This window comes from Cytobacillus massiliigabonensis (genome assembly GCF_900199725.1).
Lineage (GTDB): Bacteria > Bacillota > Bacilli > Bacillales > Cytobacillaceae > Cytobacillus > Cytobacillus massiliigabonensis.
The window spans coordinates 2,108,811-2,126,056 of the sequence record NZ_LT904904.1 but is presented as its reverse complement, the minus strand read 5'-3'; the positions used below and the strand labels follow the sequence as shown (position 1 = coordinate 2,126,056).

21 protein-coding genes are annotated in these 17,246 nt (G+C 35.6%); 8 read left to right on the top strand and 13 right to left on the bottom strand.

The features are described 5' to 3' along the window. Positions 1 to 139: 139 nt before the first annotated feature. The 3 genes from C1726_RS21710 to C1726_RS21700 are packed head-to-tail and all read right to left on the bottom strand — an operon-like array spanning position 140 to position 1,479. Positions 140 to 1,000, bottom strand: coding sequence for a DUF421 domain-containing protein (locus tag C1726_RS21710; protein ID WP_102275056.1), 861 nt, complete (start codon positions 998 to 1,000; stop codon positions 140 to 142). A gap of 14 nt (positions 1,001 to 1,014) precedes the next feature. Beyond that, entirely contained in the window at positions 1,015 to 1,221 is a 207-nt protein-coding gene (locus C1726_RS21705) for a DUF1657 domain-containing protein (RefSeq protein WP_102275055.1), read from the bottom strand. A gap of 57 nt (positions 1,222 to 1,278) precedes the next feature. Then, complete coding sequence (locus tag C1726_RS21700; RefSeq protein ID WP_053476490.1) at positions 1,279 to 1,479, bottom strand: DUF1657 domain-containing protein; 201 nt, start codon at positions 1,477 to 1,479, stop codon at positions 1,279 to 1,281. A gap of 206 nt (positions 1,480 to 1,685) precedes the next feature. Here C1726_RS21700 and C1726_RS21695 point away from each other — a divergent pair, with 206 nt between their 5' ends. From C1726_RS21695 to C1726_RS26340, 4 genes are all read left to right on the top strand, one after another. After that, entirely contained in the window at positions 1,686 to 2,027 is a 342-nt protein-coding gene (locus tag C1726_RS21695; protein ID WP_102275054.1) for a cupin domain-containing protein, read from the top strand. 114 nt (positions 2,028 to 2,141) lie between these two features. Further along, positions 2,142 to 3,155, top strand: a complete 1,014-nt coding sequence (locus tag C1726_RS21690) for a DUF3231 family protein (protein ID WP_102275053.1) — start codon at positions 2,142 to 2,144, stop codon at positions 3,153 to 3,155. 93 nt (positions 3,156 to 3,248) lie between these two features. After that, on the top strand, positions 3,249 to 3,371 hold the full coding sequence (locus tag C1726_RS26810; RefSeq protein WP_268877039.1) for a hypothetical protein: 123 nt from the start codon (positions 3,249 to 3,251) through the stop codon (positions 3,369 to 3,371). 164 nt (positions 3,372 to 3,535) lie between these two features. Beyond that, on the top strand, positions 3,536 to 3,685 hold the full coding sequence (locus C1726_RS26340) for a hypothetical protein (RefSeq protein WP_180968265.1): 150 nt from the start codon (positions 3,536 to 3,538) through the stop codon (positions 3,683 to 3,685). A 54-nt stretch (positions 3,686 to 3,739) separates the two neighbouring features. On the opposite strand, the gene C1726_RS26335 is transcribed toward C1726_RS26340, so the two are convergent. Beyond that, a complete protein-coding gene (locus C1726_RS26335) occupies positions 3,740 to 4,276 on the bottom strand; it encodes a CueP family metal-binding protein (protein WP_180968264.1) in 537 nt (178 codons plus the stop codon). Between the two features lie 202 nt (positions 4,277 to 4,478). On the opposite strand from C1726_RS26335, the gene C1726_RS21675 reads away from it, so the two are divergent. Further along, the gene (locus C1726_RS21675; protein ID WP_102275050.1) at positions 4,479 to 5,114 is read left to right on the top strand and encodes a helix-turn-helix transcriptional regulator; all 636 of its coding nucleotides are present in this window, start codon (positions 4,479 to 4,481) and stop codon (positions 5,112 to 5,114) included. A 177-nt stretch (positions 5,115 to 5,291) separates the two neighbouring features. Here the strand turns inward: C1726_RS21675 and trhO are convergent, their stop codons facing one another. Both trhO and murB read right to left on the bottom strand, forming a co-directional pair. Next, positions 5,292 to 6,266 carry an oxygen-dependent tRNA uridine(34) hydroxylase TrhO gene (gene trhO / locus C1726_RS21670; protein ID WP_102275049.1) on the bottom strand — a complete coding sequence of 325 codons (975 nt, stop codon included), beginning with the start codon at positions 6,264 to 6,266 and terminating at the stop codon, positions 5,292 to 5,294. 91 nt (positions 6,267 to 6,357) lie between these two features. Beyond that, positions 6,358 to 7,272, bottom strand: a complete 915-nt coding sequence (gene murB / locus C1726_RS21665) for a UDP-N-acetylmuramate dehydrogenase (RefSeq protein ID WP_102275048.1) — start codon at positions 7,270 to 7,272, stop codon at positions 6,358 to 6,360. A gap of 377 nt (positions 7,273 to 7,649) precedes the next feature. Between murB and vanR the strand changes: the two genes are divergently transcribed. From vanR to C1726_RS21650, 3 genes are all read left to right on the top strand, one after another. Further along, on the top strand, positions 7,650 to 8,342 hold the full coding sequence (gene vanR, locus C1726_RS21660; protein WP_102275047.1) for a VanR-ABDEGLN family response regulator transcription factor: 693 nt from the start codon (positions 7,650 to 7,652) through the stop codon (positions 8,340 to 8,342). Further along, positions 8,335 to 9,462: a vancomycin resistance histidine kinase VanS gene (vanS, locus tag C1726_RS21655; RefSeq protein WP_102275046.1), complete on the top strand. Its 1,128-nt coding sequence runs from the start codon at positions 8,335 to 8,337 to the stop codon at positions 9,460 to 9,462. The genes vanR and vanS overlap by 8 nt, the downstream gene beginning before the upstream one ends. A gap of 92 nt (positions 9,463 to 9,554) precedes the next feature. Beyond that, entirely contained in the window at positions 9,555 to 10,484 is a 930-nt protein-coding gene (locus C1726_RS21650) for a D-alanyl-D-alanine carboxypeptidase family protein (protein WP_102275045.1), read from the top strand. A gap of 190 nt (positions 10,485 to 10,674) precedes the next feature. On the opposite strand, the gene C1726_RS21645 is transcribed toward C1726_RS21650, so the two are convergent. The 7 genes from C1726_RS21645 to C1726_RS21620 all read right to left on the bottom strand — a co-directional run bounded on the left by C1726_RS21645 (position 10,675) and on the right by C1726_RS21620 (position 17,244). Then, positions 10,675 to 11,238: an MOSC domain-containing protein gene (locus C1726_RS21645; protein ID WP_102275044.1), complete on the bottom strand. Its 564-nt coding sequence runs from the start codon at positions 11,236 to 11,238 to the stop codon at positions 10,675 to 10,677. Between the two features lie 188 nt (positions 11,239 to 11,426). Next, positions 11,427 to 11,846 carry a hypothetical protein gene (locus C1726_RS21640; RefSeq protein ID WP_142385104.1) on the bottom strand — a complete coding sequence of 140 codons (420 nt, stop codon included), beginning with the start codon at positions 11,844 to 11,846 and terminating at the stop codon, positions 11,427 to 11,429. Between the two features lie 88 nt (positions 11,847 to 11,934). Continuing rightward, positions 11,935 to 12,069 carry a hypothetical protein gene (locus tag C1726_RS26805; RefSeq protein WP_268877038.1) on the bottom strand — a complete coding sequence of 45 codons (135 nt, stop codon included), beginning with the start codon at positions 12,067 to 12,069 and terminating at the stop codon, positions 11,935 to 11,937. 141 nt (positions 12,070 to 12,210) lie between these two features. Further along, complete coding sequence (locus C1726_RS21635) at positions 12,211 to 13,926, bottom strand: ABC transporter ATP-binding protein (RefSeq protein ID WP_102275042.1); 1,716 nt, start codon at positions 13,924 to 13,926, stop codon at positions 12,211 to 12,213. 77 nt (positions 13,927 to 14,003) lie between these two features. Beyond that, positions 14,004 to 14,450, bottom strand: coding sequence for a threonine/serine exporter family protein (locus C1726_RS21630; protein WP_102275041.1), 447 nt, complete (start codon positions 14,448 to 14,450; stop codon positions 14,004 to 14,006). 23 nt (positions 14,451 to 14,473) lie between these two features. Next, the gene (locus tag C1726_RS21625) at positions 14,474 to 15,229 is read right to left on the bottom strand and encodes a threonine/serine exporter family protein (RefSeq protein ID WP_102275040.1); all 756 of its coding nucleotides are present in this window, start codon (positions 15,227 to 15,229) and stop codon (positions 14,474 to 14,476) included. Positions 15,230 to 15,516: 287 nt separating this feature from the next. Then, positions 15,517 to 17,244, bottom strand: coding sequence for a sensor histidine kinase (locus tag C1726_RS21620; RefSeq protein ID WP_102275039.1), 1,728 nt, complete (start codon positions 17,242 to 17,244; stop codon positions 15,517 to 15,519). Between the last annotated feature and the right edge of the window lie 2 nt (positions 17,245 to 17,246).

Below are 17,246 nucleotides of genomic sequence, written 5' to 3'. Positions count from 1 at the left end.
GGCAACCCAATAACTACTAACCATTTATTATGTTACCTGTGACCGATGACCAACTATGGCTATGGATTGGTCGATGACCAAAATTCGTTGTTTTGTAATTCTCCTTCTATTGGCCCCTAGCTAATTAGCTGGGGGTTTCTTAGTTACTTATATATGGACCTAATATATTGATGACCTCATTTAGTTTCTTAGCATTTTTCTCATACATTTTTTTTGCATCTTCAGATTCTGTTTCAAGGCTAAATATCTCCAGATCAGCCTGACATTTCTTCATCATTGCCAATAATAATAGTCTGGTTTGCGGGAGCGGCACTTGGATTTTATCATCGAAAAGATCGACAGTTAGTTCTCCATACGAGTCAACTTGTCCATAAAAAACATTATCGAGTGTCACATTAAGTTTTTCTAATTCTAAATCCAGCCATTTTCTGCTTTTTCCCACAGCAGCAAGTGCATCATAAACGATTTCTCCATCCCTTATGATCATTTGTGGTGCTTTTTCATTAGGGACCTTCATATTTAAGTCTTTTGCAGTTATAGGTCTGTATTCCCTTTTTAACAGTACACTTAAATCGCCTGTTGGTTCTAAGACAGCAAATTCTACGTCTGCTACATTAAAGACATTTTTTTGCCTTAATAAGCTTCCTAGCTCATCTGTAGAATATTTTTCTTTCTTAAGATTATCCTCCATGATCTTTCCATCTTTAATAAAAATCGTGCTCTTCCCTTCGACAAAATCACGAAATGAATTGCTTTTTAAAGAAAGAAAATCCACTAAATATGTTATACTTCCGAATAAGAAAATGGCAAGAATTCCATGAGCCATATTACTTTCCAGTCCCATAATTACTTCCCCTGCAATACTTCCTATTGTAATTCCAGAAATATATTCAAAAAAGGAAATTTCCGAAATTTGTTTTTTCCCTAGTATCTTTGTAAAGAAAAATAATACAATCATAAATAGAATAGATCGAACAATAATATGGCTCCAATCCGACATATGCTCACCTCACCTTATGTTTGTTTATATTGTGGCTCCTCTAACACCATTTCATTTACCCGGTATTGAAGGTCTTTCTTTATCTCATTCATGATATTCATCATTTCATGGAATGTCCTTTGAGCTGCTTCTTCTTGAGAATTTAATGCTAAACTCGATAGCTGTGCTTCAATTGAGCGAATAGCTGCTACACATTGATTAACACTGGAAACTGTTGTCATCCTTCCACCTTCTTTAAAATAATGAAAAGGTTGGCGAAAAGCCAACCATCCAAGCAATTATTTATATTGCGGCTCTTCTTGCTGAATTTGCTGCAAGCGTGGTTGAACATTATCAATAATTGCCTGAGTTTGCTGAGCAGCATCCTGATATAACTGTTTTGCTGCTTTATTATCTGTTGCTAATGCGAATGTTTCAAAGCTAGCTTGAGCGCTTTTTAAACCAGCGATCGTTTGTTTGATATTTGTACCTACTGTCATTTCAATTCCTTCTTTCATTAAATTAATCACTTACACCGATATTATTTCTTTTTCCTTCAGCAATATTAGAACTAATTTTTGGAAAAATTAATTTCACATGATAATTCTTTCTAGATAAAATATGTGATACTCATCACTACTATCTTTATTGAGATTAATTATCATTAATATGTACGATATACTCTCTAGTATGGAGGTTAATAATAATGGAGAAAAAATCAATTGCCGCTGCTCAAGAATTCAATGAGAAACAATTTACAAAACGAATTCTTTTTCGTGAAGGAGAAAGTACAGTATTTGTGCTAAACTTTATGCCTGGACAGCAGCTCCCCGCACATAAGCATCCAGGAACGAATGTTTATTTAATGGTACTTCAAGGAAGTGGTACCCTTTCAATAGATGGTATACCTACAGATATAAGTGAAAAAGATGTAATTTTAGCTGGAGGCAATGAAGAATTTGCCTTTACAAGCAGCGAAAATGAACATACGTCTTTGTATGTCATGTTAAACAAGATTCCTGATGAAAGATATGTACAGAATATTTAATTAGATATTTTGTTATAAAGGGCTGGAGAAACTCCAGTCCTTTTTTAACGATAGAATAATTCATAGGTTTAACGAACATAATTAATTTAAATTGTTTTTGGAGTGATTAAACTTATGAATTATAAAAATCCTATTAGTTCATCCGAACTAGGAACACTTTGGCTTACATATCAAGAAAAAACACTTATTTTAAGAGTATTAGAGTACTTTATCGCAAAAGCAGATGACCAGCAGGCTATTAATATTATGGGCGGCTTATGGCAGGAACTTCACTATTATGTTCAAAAAATAGAGACGATTTTGAAAAATGAAGGAGCCGCGATCCCAAAAGGATTTACAAATGAGGATGTTAACTTAGAAGCCCCGAAATTATATGACAATGGATTTGATATTATGTTCATTCGAATATTAAAGGAAGTTAGTATGGGGATGTACACAATCAACATGAATATGGCTTACCGTGATGATGTGATGGCTATTTTCGAAGGACTAACTGCTATTACCCAAAAAATTTATAAACTTTCTACATTATATTTACTTGAAAAAGGAATACTCAGCCTTCCACCTAACGTAACAATACCCAAAACCACAGAGTTTATTAAAAGCAAAGACTATTTAAAGGGATTTAAACTATTTAGCGACAAAAGATCCCTAAATGATATTGAATTAGGGTACCTCCATCATGGGATTGAAACAAATAATATTGGCATGCAGCTTATTACTGGTTTTGCCCAATGTGCGGAGGATGATGAAGTAAAACAATATTTTGTTAAAGGAAAAGAACTAGCAAAGAAACAAATAAAGGAATATGAACAAATACTGCTTGAAAGCGATGTTCAGTTTTCCGCTACTTCTGGAAGCACTGTTACAGCATCTACAATCGCCCCATTTTCTCAAAAACTTATGATGTTTTGCGTATATCTTTTAAATAGTTTTGGGATCGTTGGCGGAAGTTTCGGAGCCGTATTTAGTTTAAGAAATGATGTTATCTTAAAAACTTCTTTATTTGCCAAAGATATATTCTTTTATGCAAATGATGGGATTAAAATTATGATAAAAAATGGCTGGTTAGAAGAACCTCCGCAAATGGAGGATCGCCCTCGTTTAATAAAAGGAAAAAATAAATAAGCTGAAATTTCTCTCTTGAATAATTATGGATTCGTTGATAAATAATATAACTGGTGTTACCTACTAACACTAAATCTAAATGTGGAGGGATACATGTTGAATATTCTTTTCCGCTTAATATCAGCATTATTAACTCTGTTTATTAAAGGTGCATTCTTTTTGAAGAAAATAAAATGGAAGTTCGATGAACTGTTAAGAATGCCTGCATACAATTAAGCCTGAATATTCTTTTCGTATTTATCTTTTCCGCATTGTATTTATAAAGGCAGGCATATTGAATGCTTGCCTTTTAAAATTTCAAGAATAACTAGTACCAATTTAATTCACCTTATGATAATCCATTGCTCTTACACTAATAGAAATTAGGTGGTGAAATTAAGATGCCCGACAGACAGCCGATCGAGTATACAGGACGGGTTTTGGATCAAAGAAATGATCTTACTGGACCTGATGATAAAGAAAAGGCGTCCTATCCAAAACCTCCACAACATGTGTCTATCAAGAGATCTGATGCTAAAGAAAGCCAGTAACCATATAAAGCAAAAAAACAAACCATTTTGATGAATCAAAATGGTTTGTTTTTCCTATGATAATTGCATGGTCGTAATGCATGTGCCGTCATTTTCAAAAGTAGAAAGCTTTGACTCCACCATTTTTCCATCATTCGAAATTGTTACATGATACTTTTTATCTCGCGGTAACCATAAATCAATAAATCCATTTGCTTGAGATTTCATTGTTTCATTCACAATTACATTGCCTTCATTATCTTCAATGTATACCTCAAACTCTTTCTCCACCATTTCTCCTTGACAACCTGTCAAGCTATGATTCGTTCATGGATGGGTTTCATTAACATAAGGAGCGATCGATACAAAAAACTCGTCCTCAGGCAATTCATAGGTTAACTGACTTTCATCGCTGTCGGTTACAATGAGTTGCTTTGATGTGATTGAAGCTGTATGATCCTTGATTTTGCCTGTACTATAATCATGGACCAGCTCCTTAATGTTTTCAGTCTCTCCTTTTTTTGAAGAGGTTTCTTCATTCGTGTTTCCTCCGCTGCAAGCAGCTAACATAATAGTGGCCAACAAAGTAAGACCAATAAATCTCCTTTTCATCTCAAATTATCCTCCTTTCACAGCCAATGAATACAATACCTAAAAAGTATGCAGATTTTATGCATTAAATTTAGCAGTCTACATATATTTTTTTTGCTATTAATATGATAGAATTAAAATTCTAATTTCATTATATCATTTTCATCTATTTTATTTAGGCTTTTCAATGCTAATTTGTCAAAAATAGGGACGGTGACTGCCGTTGGTTTCTAGAGTCTCTACGAGAGATAAAATACTTGAACTATTAAAAAAAGAAACAAATTTAACTGTTAATGAACTTTCTAAGTCTTTAGGAATTACAGAAATGGCTGTACGAAAACATTTAAATATACTGGATCGAGATTTATTCCTGGCTATAAAGGAAGTAAGACAGCCAATGGGAAGGCCGATCCTTGTTTATTCTTTATCACAAAAAGCAAATGATCTATTCCCAAAAAGTTATGAAAATATGACTGTAGAATTTCTGAATGACTTAAAAGAATTACATGGAGAAGGAATAATTGATTATCTTTTAGAAAAAAGAAGTGAACGGCTTAAAAATAGTTACATAATGCACATGAAACATAAAAACTTCGAAGAAAAAATAGTAGAGCTTAAAAATATTCAGATAAAAAAAGGATATATGGCTGATGTGACAAGAATTGATAATAAAACGTTTGAATTAGTAGAATACAACTGTCCTATCTTTGCCGTTGCAAAAGAGTATAAAAAAGCTTGTTCTTGTGAAACTGAAATGTTCAAGGAAGTCTTAGGAACCAGCAATGTAAAAAGACTAACCTGTAAGGCAGACAATGATGCGCATTGCAGATTTTTAATAAAGGATTATGATTCAGAATAGGAATGCTGGCGGCCTTTGTCGTTAGCATTTTTTTATTACTACTCTATGTAGAGTCCATTTTTTGCTTTTATGGAGGCATATGCTGTCTTGAATATTGAAAAAATCCCGGTAAGATGAGTGATCCCATCTTATCGGGAAAAGACAAACCCTTATAATATTGCACAAATGTGCATTTTTTTATTGAACTTCTGCCATATTCTCCTTAATTAACTTCAATCTCTCAGAAACCTCTTCATCAATTAATTCATGTTCTTTCACATAACGGTTTCGTGGGTGAACACGACATTCATGGGTACATCCGCGCAAATATTTATGTTCATTTTCTTCAGTGCAAATAATTTGTTTGTTGCATTCGGGATTGGCACAGTTTACATAGCGCTCACATGGTTCACCCGTAAAGAAGTCTTTTCCTACAATGACATGCTCCTTCTGATTTACCGGAACACTAATTCTTTCATCAAATACATAACATTGCCCATCCCAAAGTTCACCTTGCACCTCTGGATCTTTTCCATAAGTTACAATGCCTCCATGTAGCTGACCTACATCTTGGAACCCTTCTTTAACTAGCCAGCCAGAGAATTTTTCACAGCGGATGCCCCCAGTGCAGTAGGTTAGGATTTTTTTATCCGCAAACTCCTCTTTATTCTCCTTTATCCATTGAGGCAATTCACGGAATGCCTTAATGTCTGGTCTTACAGCGCCCCTAAAATGACCTAGATCATATTCATAATCATTTCTGGCGTCGATCACTATGGTATTTTCATCCTGCATTGCTTCATAGAATTCTTTCGGGCTTAAATATTGGCCGGTTACTTCCTTCGGATTAATGTCATCCTCTAAACGAAGAGTAACAAGTTCCTTTCTTGGACGTACATGCATCTTTTTAAAAGCATGATCGTCAGCCTCGTCTATTTTAAAAACCATTTCAGCAAAACGAGGATCTGCTTTCATTGTCTCCATATAACGATCGGTTTGTTCGATAGTACCGGAAACTGTTCCATTAATTCCTTCCTCAGCGACAAGAATTCTGCCCTTTAAATCAAGCTCCTTACACATTCTTAAATGTTCGCTAGCAAACTCTTCAGGAAGATCAATTGGGACATACATATAATACAAAAGGACTCTATACGGTTTATTGTTTTCTGACATTCTATTTCTACCACCTATCATAATTAATATTTGCAAGATATTAATGCATTTAGGCAGGTTCTAACATACCTTATTGCTATTCTTACAAGTTTTATTCTTCACCTAAAAAAATTACTTCTGTTTCTAAATCAACACCAAAGTTTTTCTTTACCGTTCCTTTAACTACGTTAATCAATTCAATATAGTCTTTTGAAGTAGCCTGATCAATATTGACGATGAAGCCTGCATGTTTTTTTGATACCTCTGCTCCGCCAACTCTTGTACCTTGCAGCTCGCTATCTTGAATTAATTTTCCAGCATAGTGTCCAGGTGGGCGCTTAAATACACTTCCACAAGAAGGATATTCAAGAGGTTGTTTTGATTGTCTAGCAATGGTTAATTCTTCCATTTTTTGTTTGATTGATTTGGGATCACCTTGTTTAAGCTGAAATTCAGCTTCTAAAATCACATAATCCCCATTCATGAAAATACTTTTACGATAGCCTAATTGCAAAGCTTCTTTTGACAACGATAGAATGTCGCCATCCCATGTCATAACTGTCGCTTTTTCAAGTACATCTGAAATTTGTCCTCCATAAGCACCAGCATTCATATATAATGCTCCGCCAACACTTCCTGGAATTCCACACGCAAACTCTAATCCAGTGAGTTCATATTCTAATGCAAAGTTAGAAACACCAATGATAGCGGCTCCGCTTTGAGCGGTAATCACATCTTCATTTACACATATTTGATTAAACTTAGTAAGACATAATGCAATGCCGCGAATCCCGCCATCTCTTACAATTACATTCGAACCGCTTCCTAGAATTGTGACAGGAATATCGAACTTTTTTGCCTGCTTTACGACTGACTGTATCTCAGCAAAACTAGAAGGTGTAATAAAAAGGTCTGCCACTCCACCAAGTTTTGTAAACGTATGATTTCTGATCGGCTCCAATAATTTAATATTTTCCTTCATTACATCTGCCGTAATTGTGTTAATAAAATGTTGATATTCACTCATCATTTTTCCCCTTTAATTCCTAAATAGATATCCTATACTCTATATTTAATGATACCTATCCCAGAAAGGTGTATCGATCAAATGACTATCACTCATAGGATATTATTAAGTTTTTATACCAAAATGTATAAAAACTCTTTGTTACTATAACATACTATGCTATTTTTTTCACCTTTCAAAAAACAGACTAATTATTCGCTAATTTCAATTTCCTTATAGGGAAACAAGGACATTTAAAAAAGTTACTCAGCAGTTTGAGTAACTTAAATTTGTCTTTATTATTTTTACTAATGTATCGTCTGGCCAAAAAGTTGAATCCAATCAAAAAGCTGTTAAAGTAGGTAAGAAGGGCAAAATTTTATGGAGGAACTTTATAAATGAGCAGGAATATTTTAGTCGTTGATGATGAAAAGGAAATTGCAGATTTAATTGAAGTATATTTAAAAAATGAAAATTATACTGTCTTTAAGTATTATACCGCTAAGGAAGCTCTAAATTGCATTAACACAGAAAAACTGGATCTCGCCATTCTTGATGTAATGATGCCGGTAACAGATGGATTTGCTATTTGTCAGAAAATCAGAGAAAAATATCATTTCCCTGTTATCATGCTCACTGCCAAGGATGAAGAGATTGATAAAATTACTGGCTTAACATTGGGTGCGGATGATTATATTACAAAACCCTTTCGCCCTTTGGAGCTGATTGCCCGTGTAAAAGCTCAGCTTAGGAGATTTACAAAATATAATCAGCAGGATACAGAAGAAAATGAACATATCATCACCGTCTCAGGTTTAGTCCTTGATCAAAAAACGAGGAAGTGCCAACTAAACGAAAAGGCTTTATCGCTGACACCGACAGAATTCTCCATTTTATGGTTTTTAAGTGTAAATCGGGGCCGCGTCGTTAGTTCTGAGGAATTATTCAAGGAAGTATGGGGCGAAAAGTATTTTAGCAGCAATAATACAGTGATGGTTCATATTAGACATTTGCGAGAAAAAATGAATGATTCCGCAGAAAAGCCCAAATATATAAAAACAGTCTGGGGAGTGGGGTATACGATTGAATAATGAATTTAGCAAATTAAAAAGGAAAATTATTCTTCAGATTACTTTAATTTTACTCTTAACGATCATTGTCGGTTATTTCATTTATTATGCATTCATTGATGGTGTCCTGCAGGATCCTTTTGCCAATATGTTTATTTACTTTTGTGAAAACGTGCTTCAGCTCGATTTCTATACTGCACAAAATATTTACTCATCAATATTTCAAATGAATAAATCATTGTGGCTGGCAGTTGGTTTCATTTTATTGCTGCTTGTTATTTTTTACCTGGCACTCACTCGATTTACACGCTATTTTAACAAAATCAGCGAAGGAGTGGATAGGCTAACTGAGGAATCTGAAACCGACATTCAACTTCCTGCTGAACTGGATTTTATGGAAAAAAAGCTTAATACAGTGAAAAGCAAACTTGAAAAGCGTGCGAAGGATGCAAAGGAAGCAGAACAGCGAAAAAATGATCTTGTCGTCTATTTAGCCCATGATATTAAAACTCCATTGACATCAGTCATTGGCTATTTAAGTCTATTAGATGAGGCATCCGATATGCCAATGGAGCAAAAAGAGAAATATCTAAAAATCACATTGGAAAAAGCAACACGCTTAGAACAATTGATCAATGAATTTTTCGAAATTACGAGATTCAATCTACAGTCGATTTTACTCGAAAAAGAAACAATCAATCTGAACTATATGCTTATGCAAATGGCAGATGAGTTCTATCCGTTACTTGCCCCAAATGGAAAGCAAGCAATAGTGGATGTCGAGGAAGATCTTAAGATCGATGCTGATGCAAATAAGTTAGCAAGAGTATTTAACAATATATTAAAAAATGCCATCACTTATAGCTATGAAAATAGCATCATTGAAATTTGCGGAACAAGGAAAAACGAACAGGCAATCATTACTTTTACTAATAAAGGGAAGGTCATTCCTCCTCAAAAGTTAGAAATGATATTTGAAAAGTTCTATAGACTAGATACTTCCCGTACTACACAAACAGGCGGGGCTGGATTAGGCCTAGCTATTGCTAAAGAAATTGTCCATGCTCATGGAGGCACAATTTCTGCGGAGAGTAATGAAGAAAAGACGATATTTACGGTTACGGTTCCGATCCACTCTTAAGAAAATCTTAAGATTTCAATAATGGAAAATTAAAAACTCACTCCTTCTTTTATGTTTTAATTAGTGAAGCAATGAGATAAGGAGTTGTTTTTATGAGAAAAAGAAAAAGTACAAGTCGTACTGCTTGGATCATTACTTTTCTAATTGTGCTAGCGATTTTTTTTATTCCGTTGGAAAAGTTCGATAGATTGATTCAAGACAGACCTGATCATGATACGCCAAATAATCATATAGCAAGTAATACATCCATTGAAAGTGATCTCCATAGTCAAAATGCCATTTTAATAAACTTAAAGGATCATAAAATCTTGATGGAAAAACATAGTGAGGAAATCATCTTCCCTGCTTCCCTCACAAAAATAATGACTGCATTAGTCGCTATTGAGAATTTATCTGATTTGCATAAGCAGATTTTACTACCTGAAAGATTGTTTTCCGACCTTTACGCGGCTAATGCATCAATGGCTGGATTTCTGCCAAATGAAAAAGTAGCTGCCATTGATCTTCTTTACGGAACAATGCTTCCTTCTGGTGCAGAAGCTTCTATTGGGCTTGCAAATGAGATTGCTGGGTCAGAAGCAGCATTTGTTCAGCTTATGAATGATAAGGCTAAGCAGCTCGGTATGAAGGATACGCATTTTATAAATGCTACTGGTCTACATCATAGAGACCATTATTCAAGTGTAAAGGATATTTCAGTGCTATTGGAATATGCATTGAAAAATCAAACCTTTCGAGCCATCTTTACAGCAGAAAGACATTCCACTTTGCCATCAAATCTTCATCCAGATGGGATTACATTTAAGAGCAGTATGTTTAAAAATATCGATCCAGCTAATTTTCTGAGCGGGGAGATTATTGGCGGGAAAACAGGCTATACAGAGCAAGCTGGATTGTGTCTGGCGAGCATCGCTGTAATTAATGGAGATGAATATCTTCTAATTACCGCAGGTGCTAATGGAAACCATCAAACTGAACAATTCAACATTACGGATGCAATTGAAGTGTATAAGCAATTATAATCTTACTATTTTACTAGGGAACCCACACATTCAATCGGGGTTCCTTTGTTTCACTTTCCATTTTGAGAATCAAATGATCAAAACTGACAAAATTATTCTTATGTAAAAATATTAGACCATCCATACTCTTTTTATCAGGTATTGATTCATTCTTTCCATACTTAATTAACAAAGATACTGCTCCTTTTAGTTATACTCGCTCAAGTTTCCGATATGGCTTAGGAGGCAGCTTAATATGAATTGAATCTCCCGGCTCTATCTCACCACTTTTCAAAACAATTCCCATAATGCCAGCCTTGCGAATAAGATTTCCCTCACTATCCTTATCTATAACTGCTTGCAAAAGACCGGGCTTAAAATGATCTATTTGTTGACAAGGATTACGTAGACCAGTTATTTTAACGATCGCCTCTTTACCTACGTGAAGAATTGTGTCTGCAGGCAATTCAAGAAGGTTGATCCCATGGGTTGTGATATTTTCACCTAGCTGACCAGGTTTAATATCAAAACGGTCGTGTAATTCATCGAATAACTCAGATTGAATGAAATGTACTTGTCTCAAATTAGGCTGATTCGGATTCTGCGCCACTCTTGAGCGATGTTTGACTGTTAGGCCAGAATGTGCGTCTCCTTCTACCCCAAGTCCTTCCACTAATTTAATCCTATTTACATTTTCCTTACTAAATGTATGCGAGCTGCTCAAGCTTACAGCAAGTACGCTTCCGCTTATCAAATTTTTTGCCTGTTTATTCATACTTTTTCTCCATTTCTCTATTTTTTGATTCTATCAATTGGAATTGGGGAATTTATCCTAAACAATTAAAAATTGATCATTTTATTATTATTTATCTTTATTCTTCATCAAAAGTATAGATTCCTTCTATATTATTTTGTTGCTATTTAAATTCCAGTTAAAAAGCATTACTATATAAGCAATGCTTTCTATTTCAGCAGATTTATTACTCCAGTGAGAATATTTACGCCTTTTTTCAAATCTTGGCTTGCTGCATGCATGACCTTCATTCCTAAACCGATGATTGATGTGTCTTGCTTTTTTAGGCTTGCTAGTTCTTGTTTCGTGTTTATAAGCTCTTTGTTCATTGCCTCTATTTTTTTTTGTAACACGAAAAGCTCATGATCCTCATTTTGCTGTAAATTCTGCTCTTCCTCCATTTCATCAGGTGCATTGCCAATTTCTCCAACAATCTCCATGAGTGTTTCATCATTCAAAAGCTTGTTTGCCATATTCATTAAAGAACTGTAGTTAAGTGAATCTTCATTTTTCAGGAGGCTTGTAACTAAGTTCATCGCTGATTCATTATTAAGAGAATGCTTTTCTGTATCTTCACTATTACTTGTCACTTGGTGAACTCTCCTTTCAAAGTTTTTAAAAATATAGTCACCTTCTAATAAATACACTGGGAGGATCATTTCCCAGTGTACCTTCTAATTATGCTGCAGGCGTTTGTACAAATAATGAACGAATGGCATTTCTTATTGTATGTGCTTGATTTTCACTGCCTAGTATCATCGCCAAAATCCATGCAAACAACAGAATGATTAGAAGAAGAAGAATTACTAGCATAAATAGTCCCCCCTTTCACAAAGATTTAAGGGACCCTTACAGTTTCATGTTATGTATGAGTGATGGACATGCATAATAAAACCCCCTATATTCTTAAAAATAGGCAAAAAAAAGCACAAGCATTTTGCTTGTGCGCTAAATTTATCTCTGGAATTGTACTTTATGAAGATTTGCGAATATGCCACCAAGGTCAATCAATTCATCATGGCGTCCCTCTTCTGCAATTCCATCTTCCGTTACCACGACAATACGGTCAGCATTACGAATCGTTGCTAGTCTATGAGCAATAACAAGTGTTGTTCGGTCTTGTGCAAGCTCGGTTAGTGCTGTTTGAATAATTTGTTCTGTTTCTGTATCTAATGCAGATGTTGCTTCATCAAGAATAAGAATAGGCGGGTTCTTTAGAAACATTCGTGCGATGGCAATCCGCTGCTTCTGACCGCCTGAAAGCTTCAATCCTCTTTCCCCAATTTGTGTTTCATAGCCAAACGGGAGTGAAGCAATGAAGTCTTCCAAGTGGGCCCTTCTTGCCGCTTCTTCAATTTGTTCATCCGATGCCCCCAGCATCCCATAGGCAATGTTTTCTTTCAGTGTCCCTGTAAATAGAAATACATCCTGCTGCACAATGCCAATTTGTGAACGGAGCGATTTTTTCGTCAATTCCCTAACATCCAGGCCATCGATTGTTATGCTCCCGCTGTTGACATCATAAAAACGTGGGATTAGAGAGCAAATGGTTGTTTTTCCGGCGCCAGAAGGACCAACAAACGCAACTGTCTCCCCTTTATTAATTCGTAAATTAATCCCTTCCAGCACAGATTTATGCTCATCATAGCTGAAGGAAACATCATTAAACTTAATATCCCCTCGAAGGGTGGCAACTTCAATGGCATCTTCTGCATCTTCTACCTCAGGTTCTGAATCCATTAACTCTAGAAAGCGTTTGAATCCTGCCATTCCTTTCGGATAAAGCTCCAATAATGCACTAATTTTGTCAATCGGTTTTAAGAGAACATTCACATAAAGAACAAAACCAACTAGTTCTCCATAAGATAGTTGTCCGGTAAAGCTCAGCCATGCACCAAAAACAAGGACGATTAAAGTCATTAAGCGCGTAAGCATATAAATCCCAGAAGAACTAAAACTCATAATTTTATAGGCAGATAGCTTGGCTAAACGAAATCTTTGATTATTGCTTCTAAATCTGCTAATCTCATATTCTTCATTTGTAAATGATTGAACAACACGTACACCTGAAACACTATCCTCTACTCTTGCATTCACATCGGCAATTTCACCGTACATTTTCTTCCATGCTTTATTCATACGGATATTGCAGAAGGAGATAAGCCAAATAAGAAACGGAGTAATAATTATCGTAACTAGTGCCAGTTTCACATTAATCGTAAGCATGATCCAGAATGCCCCAACAAAAGTCATGATCGCAATAAATAAATCTTCTGGTCCATGATGCGCCAATTCCCCAATATCAAACAGATCATTTGTCACTCGGCTCATAATGTGCCCTGTCTTTGTATTATCAAAGAAACGGAAGGATTGCCGCTGTACATGCTGAAACAGCTGCTGTCTCATATCTGTTTCAATATTAATTCCGAGCATGTGTCCCCAGTAGTTGACAATATATTGCAAGAAGGTGCTTACTAAATATAAAGTTAAAAGTCCTGCACTAACAGACACAATCTTCGACCAATTTCCGCTTGGAAGCAAATCATCTACAAACCATTGTACAGCAAGCGGAAATGCTAGCTCCAAAATTGCGACAATGACTGCACTGCTAAAATCGATCGTAAAAAGTTTTTTATGCGGTTTATAATACGAAAAAAATCGGCGAATCATATCGTTTTTCTCCTTGTCCCAAAAATACAATCACTAGGATTATATGATTTGATTGATAAACATACAAGTTAATTGATTTAATGAGCTTTTTTCGTCTTTTTAAATTTTATTTTCATTATTAACTGATAAAGGACCTCTGAAATGACAAGTCCAACAGCAATCGCACCAGAAATCATAAAGGCCTTTGCGGCTAGCTGAATCGCGCCATTATAATCGTTGACAACAAAATGGCGCATCGCATCATAGGCTAAACCTCCTGGAACAAGCGGAATGATCCCTGCGACACTGAAAATTATGATTGGTGTTTTGTACATTCTAGCAAAGATTTGACTAATAACCGCTATCACAAAAGCGGCAACTAAAGACGCGACAACCGCATCGAATTCCTTATTCACGAGGAAGATGTAAACAAACCATCCAGCCATGCCAACAAACCCACATTTCAGCAATGACTTTTTAGGCGCATTAAAAAGAATGCCAAACGCTGCAGAGGCAATGAAACTTGTTATTAAGTGTACAATCATTTGCTGTATACCCTCCGTTTATCCTAATAAAAGGCGACGACAACTGCAATTCCAGTTCCAATCGCACAGGCAGTTAAGAATGCGTCAGCCCCTTTTGATAATCCCGAAACTAAGTGCCCCGCCATCAAATCCCTTACAGCATTGGTAATTAATAGACCTGGGACAAGCGGCATAACCGACCCAATTATGATCTTATCAAGCTGTGTCCCGACACCCATTTTTACAAACAGAAAGGCAATTAGACCGATTACAAGTGATGCAACAAATTCAGAAAAAAATCTAACCTTTAATATTTGATGAATATAGACAAAACAAACAAATCCTAATCCTCCTGCAATGACTGCAGGAATAAAATCACTCCACTGTCCTAAAAACATCATTAAGAAGCAGCCGCTAGCAATGGATGCAGCAATGATTTGCTGATAAATCGGAAAAGTAAAGTCAGCATTTTGAATTTCTTTCAATCGATTAAGCGCTTGTTCAGAAGTCATTTCTCCGCTGCTTAACTTTCTCGAAACTCCATTTACAAGTGTAACCTTATATAAATCCGTTGTCCGCTCGGATATTCGAATAAATTTTGCTGGTTCTGTTCCATCAATAGAAAAAATAATTCCAGTCGGTGTTACATAGCTATGTGATTGAGGAATGCCGAACGAAGCCGCAATCCTTGTCATTGTATCCTCGACTCGATAGGTTTCTGCTCCGCACTGCAGCATAATTTTCCCAGCAAGCAGACATAATTCAATCACTTCATAGGTTTGGGGAAATCTATTTTCCACCCTTTTCCCTCCTAAACAATATTACATTACTACAATTAATTATATTTCTTCATAATATAGGAAATGTGGTATGAATTAAAGAGCAATCTAGAAAGTTTTGCCCTGTATGACGATATAAAAATCTTCGAAATATAATTATATCTACGAAAAAAGAAATTTATTTACGAAATATTAAATATATCTACGAAATTATATGTTATATCTGCGAAAAAACAAAAATATCGATTTTTCGACAAAATCATCATGATTCAGCCAGAGAAAAAAGCTGCCGAGCAGGCAGCTTTTTCCTATAGTGGAACGTCCAAAATAATTTTTGTCCCTCTATCCTTAATTGACTGGATCTTAATGCTCCCTTGTACGGCTTTGGCCCTTTCTTCCATACTAAAAAGGCCCACTCCTCGGGAAACTTCTTGTATATCAAACCCTTTGCCCTTATCCTCAATCATGACTCTCACTTCATCTTCCATTTCTCGAATCGTAACGGTTGCTTCATCCGTATCCGCATATTTCCTTATATTGGTCAATGCCTCCTGAATAATTCGATAAATGGTTATTTCTTTATTTTCACTTAATCTTGTATTCAAATAGCAGTCAAAATGAACATTTATATGGCTATGATCGGAAAACCGCACTAGGTAGGAACGAATGGCTGGAATTAATCCAAGGTCATCAAGAACTGAAGGCCGCAAAGCCCAGGAAAGATCCCTGAGCTCTTCGATAATTTCAGTTGCTTCATCCTGCATTTGATCTAATAAAGGATGATTCAGTTCCGATTGCATCCGATTGATTGTAATTAGATGGCTATAAAGGTTTTGTCCAATCCCGTCATGTAATTCTCGGGACAGCCGCCGTCGCTCATCTTCCTGCACATTTATGATTTTCGCCATCATTAATTGGAGTTCTTCTTCTACCTTTTTCCTCTTTGTTATTTCATGTCTAATCGCCAAATATTGGTATGGGCGTCTATGTTCATCAAGGAATGGAACGATTGTCGTGTCTACCCAATAATATGTACCATCTTTGGCTCGATTTTTAATTTCACCCTTCCACACTTTTCCCGATGCTATAGTTCGCCACAAATCAGCAAAAAATCGTTTAGGATGAAATCCCGAATTAATAATCCGGTGGTCTCTGCCAATTAATTCATCTCTTGAATATTTAGAAATACGGCAAAATTGATCATTGACATAATGAATGGTTCCTTTTTGATCAGTAATAGCAACAATTGACGATGAATCAAGTGCAAATTTAAGGTCGCTCAACTCATTAACAGACTTTTTCAGTTCTTCCACAACTTGCTTATACTCTGTGATTTCATTCCGTATGGCTAAATATTTAAACGGTATGCCTTTTTCGTTAAGAAAAGGAACAATGGTCGTATCAACCCAGTAAAAGGAACCATCCTTCGCTTTATTCTTAATTTCTCCACGCCATACTTCCCCATTTCCAATTGTCTTCCAAAGGTCTCTCATAAATTCCTTTGAATGAAAACCAGAATTAATAATTCGATGATCTTTCCCTACTAGTTCCTCGGCTGAATACTTTGAAACCTCGCAAAATTTATCATTCACATATGTGATGATTCCTTTTTGGTCAGTAAAAGCAACGATTGTTGATTCATCTAGGGCATATTTTAAATCGACAAGCTCATTCATATAATAAGCATGCTGAGATTTAAGTCTTGATTGATCCTTCACACCATTAAAAACAATAAGGAAGAAATTTTCATTACTAAGTGAAAAAGAGTTTATTCGAAAAAACAAAGAAAAATCATAACCCATCTGATGTTTTCCAAACTGATGAATGATCATTCCTTCTTTAGCAGCAACAAGATTTATCTCTGGCATCAAACGAATTAGCTCTGCTCCGATCATTTCATCTTTTTCATATCCAAATATGTGACATGCCCGTTCATTCGAATATGAAATAATCCCTTTTTCATTCACTAGAATAGTCGCATCTCCAGAACTAGGAGTGTCATTAAAATTAAATTGTGTCTGACTATCCCTGTCCATAT

Bases quoted from the DNA above. Each gene is read 5' to 3' on its own strand.
- vanR (WP_102275047.1), top strand. From the start codon at position 7,650: ATGAGCAGGAATATTTTAGTCGTTGATGATGAAAAGGAAATTGCAGAT.
- C1726_RS21710 (WP_102275056.1), bottom strand. From the start codon at position 1,000: ATGTCGGATTGGAGCCATATTATTGTTCGATCTATTCTATTTATGATT.
- C1726_RS21645 (WP_102275044.1), bottom strand. From the start codon at position 11,238: ATGAATAAACAGGCAAAAAATTTGATAAGCGGAAGCGTACTTGCTGTA.
- C1726_RS21635 (WP_102275042.1), bottom strand. From the start codon at position 13,926: ATGATTCGCCGATTTTTTTCGTATTATAAACCGCATAAAAAACTTTTT.
- C1726_RS26805 (WP_268877038.1), bottom strand. From the start codon at position 12,069: ATGCTAGTAATTCTTCTTCTTCTAATCATTCTGTTGTTTGCATGGATT.
- murB (WP_102275048.1), bottom strand. From the start codon at position 7,272: ATGAGTGAATATCAACATTTTATTAACACAATTACGGCAGATGTAATG.
- C1726_RS21620 (WP_102275039.1), bottom strand. From the start codon at position 17,244: ATGGACAGGGATAGTCAGACACAATTTAATTTTAATGACACTCCTAGT.
- trhO (WP_102275049.1), bottom strand. From the start codon at position 6,266: ATGTCAGAAAACAATAAACCGTATAGAGTCCTTTTGTATTATATGTAT.
- C1726_RS26340 (WP_180968265.1), top strand. From the start codon at position 3,536: ATGCCCGACAGACAGCCGATCGAGTATACAGGACGGGTTTTGGATCAA.
- C1726_RS21650 (WP_102275045.1), top strand. From the start codon at position 9,555: ATGAGAAAAAGAAAAAGTACAAGTCGTACTGCTTGGATCATTACTTTT.
- C1726_RS26810 (WP_268877039.1), top strand. From the start codon at position 3,249: ATGTTGAATATTCTTTTCCGCTTAATATCAGCATTATTAACTCTGTTT.
- C1726_RS21630 (WP_102275041.1), bottom strand. From the start codon at position 14,450: ATGATTGTACACTTAATAACAAGTTTCATTGCCTCTGCAGCGTTTGGC.
- C1726_RS21700 (WP_053476490.1), bottom strand. From the start codon at position 1,479: ATGACAGTAGGTACAAATATCAAACAAACGATCGCTGGTTTAAAAAGC.
- C1726_RS21690 (WP_102275053.1), top strand. From the start codon at position 2,142: ATGAATTATAAAAATCCTATTAGTTCATCCGAACTAGGAACACTTTGG.
- C1726_RS21695 (WP_102275054.1), top strand. From the start codon at position 1,686: ATGGAGAAAAAATCAATTGCCGCTGCTCAAGAATTCAATGAGAAACAA.
- C1726_RS21705 (WP_102275055.1), bottom strand. From the start codon at position 1,221: ATGACAACAGTTTCCAGTGTTAATCAATGTGTAGCAGCTATTCGCTCA.